Source organism: Candidatus Lokiarchaeota archaeon (genome assembly GCA_014730275.1).
GTDB lineage: Archaea > Asgardarchaeota > Thorarchaeia > Thorarchaeales > Thorarchaeaceae > WJIL01.
On record WJIL01000091.1, the window covers coordinates 1 to 5,738 of the forward strand.

The window sequence follows — 5,738 nt, forward strand, 5'->3', positions numbered from 1 at the left end:
CCTCATCAATAGAGATTCTGCGATAGACAACATTTGCGTAGAAATATCGAGGATTTTGTACATATGGTGCAACGGAAACATTCAGCCATTCTGGAACTTTATTCAATGGAATCGTTGGTACCTCCCCCTCAAAGGCGCACCATGCTTTCGAGTAGGGCCTAACTTTCATTCCCGTTTTCTCACCAAATATTCTAGCGGGTAGAGATTCATCGGTCACTTCGCTCTCTAGAGGGATGATTTTTGACCGTATCTTCACATGATAGTTGAATTCGTACCACTTTATGGAAGGTGCCTCTCCTATGGCTTCATTCAGAATACCTAGTACGTCATTGACATTCGCAACCAGAAGCTGTGTTTCCTCTGAACTCAGTGAAAGATGACCCCTATCTGCGTTGTATATTATCTGAAGCCCATTCTTTGATATGCGTTCCAATTTCATTTGAAGTCCTTTATTGTCTACTGCCATCAGAGTTCCTCCCTCTGTTGGGGGATTGTATCCGTTTTGGACAGCTTCTTCAGCGAATACAGGAAACTCAAATGGTTGTGGGCTAGAGAATCCGATTGTTAGTTCTGCTCTAATAGCAATGAAACGCATTTTTTATCCTCTATGAATTATCTATTTATGGCTCTTATATTATTCGATGAATTTAGTGTTTCCGAGTTAATGCAAGTGCAGTTGCACTTAGTGTCTCAAAGCTATAGGATATCAACAAGCACTGCGTATCTTGACATTAACAGGTATCCTAATGAAGTCATATCTCTGAACATAGAAGCAATTTTGGGCTCTTCTATTCAACTTTAACTACGTCTTGATTTTTTAGAATGAGTCGAACATTAATCTATTCAGAAGAAAGCTCTTTGAACAGACTCTTATTCAGTAGAGCTTCAAGATTAATAGGCCCTCCGCAATGACCGAAGAGAAGATTCCCATCGAACATCCGTGGAGCAAATCTGCTAACGAAGTGTTAGCTGAACTGGATGTAGATCCCCAAGAGGGTCTTAGCAATGAAGAGGTCAAGAAGAGGCTGCAGGAGCATGGCAAAAACCGTCTCCGCGAAGTCGCCAAGAGAGGCATACTGGACATTCTAGTCGGGCAATTCAAGAGCCTCATGGTCGTGATACTTCTCATCGCGTCGATTCTGGCATTCATCTTCGGTAACACAATCGACGGTCTAGCAATAGGAGTGGTCATTGTTATCAATGCCGGCGTCGGTTTCGCCACAGAGCTCCGCGCCGTCAGGTCCATGGAATCACTTCAAGAACTTGGAAAAGTAAAAGCCAAGGTTCGGCGAGGCGGAAACATCCAGGAGATAGATGGGGAGAACATTGTACCCGGTGACATAGTTCTCATCGAGGGAGGAGATGTACTCACTGCGGATCTTCGTCTTGTTGAAACCTCGAAGCTGCAGGTAAACGAAGCCGCCCTGACTGGAGAATCTGTCCCGGTTGGAAAGGACGCAGAATCAGTTGATGCAGATACCCCTGTAGCAGACCGAACCAGCATGGCCTTCAAAGGAACAGCAGTCACACGGGGTTCAGCCACTGGGGTCGTGGTGCGGACCGGTATGCAGACAGAAATCGGTGTTATCTCTTCCATGGTTCAGAGGGCAGAGGAAGAAGTCACACCACTAGAACGACGGCTCAACAACCTAGGAAATGAGCTGCTGTGGGTGACTCTTGTGATAGGTGCTCTCGTGACGGTAATCGGGGTTTTCAGCGGAAAGGAGCTCTTCCTGATGATTGAAACCGGTGTCGCCCTTGCTGTGGCCACTGTCCCGGAAGGCTTGCCGTTGGTTGCGACTCTGGGTCTCGCGCGCGGAATGTGGAGGATGGCTCGTTGCAACGCTATAGTGAAACGACTCTCCGCTGTCGAAACTCTTGGGACAACGAGCGTAATCTGTACCGACAAGACAGGGACTCTCACAGAAGGCAGGATGACTGTAACCGAAATTGCGCTTTCGGATGGTTCAATCGAGGTCACCGGAAAGGGAATGGACCTGGAAGGAGAATTTCTTCGCAATCAGGAATCCGTTGATCCAAAACAAGATGCTCTGCTACGCACGCTGCTTGAAATTGGTATATTTGCCAACAGGACATCTACCGAAATCGAAGACATCGAAGAGGACGATATATCTGTTGGAGATCCCCTTGATATTGCCCTCGTGGTAGCTGCGAGAAAATCTGGAATCGACCCCAACGAACGGTTCGAAGAAGCTCCACAGGTCAAAAAGAAAGCCTTTGATCCCGAACTGAAGATGATGGCCAGCTACAACCGCGATGGTGAAAACATCAGGATTTCTGTGAAAGGTGCGCCTGAGGGGGTCTTGGAATCCTCTTCAGGAATCCTGACTCAGGACGGAACCGTGAACCTCGACGAGAAGGAAAGAGAGACATGGATGCAACGGAACGAGGAGCTTGCAGCTGATGGACTCCGTGTTATAGCACTCGCGCAGAAAACAGTGGAGAACAAGGATGCGGAACCCTATTCAGATTTGACATTCGTTGGCTTGGCGGGTCTTCTAGATCCAGCCCGAGAGGACGTGCAGGATGCAATTCTGGCATGCAAGAACGCTGGCATCCGGGTTGTGATGGTAACCGGCGACCATCCAGAGACTGCAAAGAAAATAGCCAAAGATGTCGGCCTTATTGAGGAAAACGGGATTCGTATCATAACCGGAAAAGAACTAGAGAATCCTGACGAGATGTCTGAAGAAGAACACAAGAACGCACTTGATGCCACAGTCACTGCGAGAGTTTCTCCAAAGCAGAAACTTGACCTCATTGAGCTCTATCAGGATCAGAATAGAGTTGTAGCCATGACAGGCGATGGGGTAAACGATGCGCCAGCTCTCAAGAAAGCAGACATAGGCGTCGCGATGGGCAAGCGGGGCACAGAGGTTGCACAGGAGGCTGCGGATTTCGTACTCCGCGATGATAGATTCTCCACCATCGTTTCTGCTGTCGAAGAAGGACGTGTTATCTTTAACAACATCAGGAAGTTCGTCTTGTATCTGCTCTCATGTAACATAAGCGAGATTCTGGCGATTGCGCTCTTCTCGCTGTTGCCAATCCCCCTTCCAATCCACCCGCTTCAGATTCTGTTTCTGAACCTAGTCACTGATGTGTTTCCAGCTTTCGCGCTCGGTGTCGGTGAAGGTGACCCTGCTGTCATGGATCGTGAGCCAAGGCGGGCAGATGAACCCATCGTCAATCGCGGTCACTGGCTTTCCATTGGAGGCTACGGGTCTTTGATTACGGGAACAGTGGTAACCTCTTTTGCCATCGCATCCGCCATTCTGGGATTACCTGCAACGGTGAGTGGTACTATAGCATTTCTGACACTGGGCTTTGCACAGCTCTGGCATGTATTCAACATGAGAGTATCAGAATCGGGACTGCTCAAGAACGAGGTCACGACAAACGCATATGTTTGGCTGGCAATCGCAATCTCCATTCCTCTCCTCATATTCCCAGTCTATGTGCCCGGACTCTCAGGTCTCCTCAGAGTAGTTGATCCTGGATTACTCGGGTGGGGAGTGATATTCTTGATGAGCACTATCCCACTGGTCATAGGGCAGCTCTGGAAGGTAACGCGGAAATATCATCCAGAGAGCCTGAGATTTCAATGAAGCAGCAACTGGCCATTGAAGGCAGTCATTGAGAGCGAAGCAGCGATACAGAAATGATACATATACCCTTGATGAGGTAACCTTGATGGATGGACGGGAACGCAAGTGAGCGCTGGGTTTGCCATCAGAATGAAACCGAAAACGGGGGAAGAGGTAGAGGTAGAAGTCAATCCCGCAAGGGAACTGATCAATCTTATAGATATGGACCTCACTTCAGTTGAATTCGTAAACCTTGATTCCATGACTCTGATTCGTAGAATCGACCTAGCCGGAAACAACTTGGAAACTATCGATTTAGATTTCGTGGAGCATCTTCCGTATCTGAATACGATTCGGCTTTCTAGAAATCAAATCAAACATATCGACCTTGGACCACTAGCCCATCTTGACGCTCTGAGAGTTCTGAAACTCGGGGCTAATAAACTGGAAACCATAGACCTTTCGCCACTTGCACATAACAATAGCTTGGGCAAGCTGTCGCTAAAAAGGAACAATCTCCGAGAAGTTGATTTGAACCCTCTCAAAGGGTGCACATCACTGGAAAGATTGTACCTGAATCGTAACAGGCTTGAACGTCTGAACTTGGAGCCGCTTGCTGAGTGTACATCGCTTGAAACACTGAATCTAGCGGAGAACAGTCTTGTCGAGCTTGATGTTGAACCGCTCTCTGGATGCCCAAGACTAGATCGCCTATCCTTGAGAGAGAACAAGTTGGAAAGAATCAACCTTTCTCCGTTAAGTGAGAACCATCGGCTCAAGGAAGTTGTGCTGATTACGAACCAAATTCAGGAAGCAGAATTGGCCCCTCTCAGGGGTCTAGAAAGATTCAGTTTGAGCGAGAACCAACTAACTGATGTTGATCTAAGTCCTCTGCAGTCTTCCACGAATATCATCAGTTTCGGTATACACGATAATTCGCTATCCAGTATTGATTTGAGCGTATTGAGAAACTGCAAGAATCTGACACATCTTGGCCTGGCAAACAACGAGTTTGAGGACATCAATCTGGGACCATTAGCTGGATGCCCCCGCTTGGAGGAGCTATATCTCAAGGATAATCCGGTAACTTCTATCGATCTTTCGCCACTATCCTCGTGTGTTTCGCTAAGAAAACTGGATATTCGGGGTACCCGCTTGGAGAGACTTGACATACAGCCCCTTCTTGAGCTGCCCTCTTTCATGTATCTGACTATCGATGATGATGTGTCTCTAGAGTGGCAAGAAATCAACCTAACCATGATGGAGCAACATCTTGAGTTCCTAAAACGGCTCGTTCATATACTGGAGGAGAGAGGGGAATGGAAGAAGGCAGTCCGGCTTTGTGATCAAATCCTCCGTTGCACTCCTGAGAATACCTGGGCATGGACTCGGAAAGGTAAACTGCTTATTGAGTACGGTATGGGAAATCAGAAGAATGATGCCGATATGGTCCTTTGATTTGCTCGTAGAGCCTGAATCACTGCGCAGCAACAAGATGATTATCATCACTTCAACCGAGCGATTATATTTCAGTCGTTAGATGAATGAGTGCTAGCCTGCTGATGCCCCATTTATTCAATCAATTCTTATTAATTCGGACAATATCGATGGACTTGCTGGTACGGCGGAGTAGTTCAGTGACTGCATCCTTGACTGCATATGGCGGTATCAATGAAATCGGCGGAAACAAGCTCCTTCTGAAGATTGACAATTCTTCTCTCTTTCTTGATTTTGGGCTTTCCTTCAAAGCAAAAGGGCGATTCTTCGAAGAGTACATGAAACCTCGTTCCAAGACTAAGCTGCATGACCTTCTGAAGCTATCCTTGCTTCCAACTGTTGATGGAATCTATCGGAAGGACGCTTTGAGTCCAGAAGGCATGGAGAATCTGAAAAATGACCAAGCGAAGAGACTCTGGGAATCAGATCTGCAGAGCTATGAGGAAGCGAAGGATAAATGCGATTGGACCCCTGACGCAGTGTTCTTATCGCATGCACATGATGATCACTGTGGATATGTGCCATTTCTTGGAGACATCCGCATTATCAGCACCGATACTACGCAAACTATCCTTGAAGCAGTAGCAAATATTGGAAACAAGAACGGTTTTGATGATGAGCTACTGCATCAGA

The 5,738-nt window shown here is 47.2% G+C and carries 4 protein-coding genes; 3 read left to right on the forward strand and 1 reads right to left on the reverse strand.

All coding sequences use genetic code 11. The features are described 5' to 3' along the window. On the reverse strand, positions 1 to 595 hold a 595-nt coding region (locus GF309_10260), incomplete at its 3' end, for a hypothetical protein (protein ID MBD3159159.1). A 313-nt stretch (positions 596 to 908) separates the two neighbouring features. On the opposite strand from GF309_10260, the gene GF309_10265 reads away from it, so the two are divergent. From GF309_10265 to GF309_10275, 3 genes are all read left to right on the forward strand, one after another. Continuing rightward, a complete protein-coding gene (locus GF309_10265; protein MBD3159160.1) occupies positions 909 to 3,629 on the forward strand; it encodes an HAD-IC family P-type ATPase in 2,721 nt (906 codons plus the stop codon). A gap of 129 nt (positions 3,630 to 3,758) precedes the next feature. Then, positions 3,759 to 5,066 carry a leucine-rich repeat protein gene (locus GF309_10270; protein MBD3159161.1) on the forward strand — a complete coding sequence of 436 codons (1,308 nt, stop codon included), beginning with the start codon at positions 3,759 to 3,761 and terminating at the stop codon, positions 5,064 to 5,066. A gap of 179 nt (positions 5,067 to 5,245) precedes the next feature. Then, positions 5,246 to 5,738 (forward strand): hypothetical protein (locus tag GF309_10275; GenBank protein ID MBD3159162.1); only part of this gene is annotated, 493 nt, incomplete at its 3' end.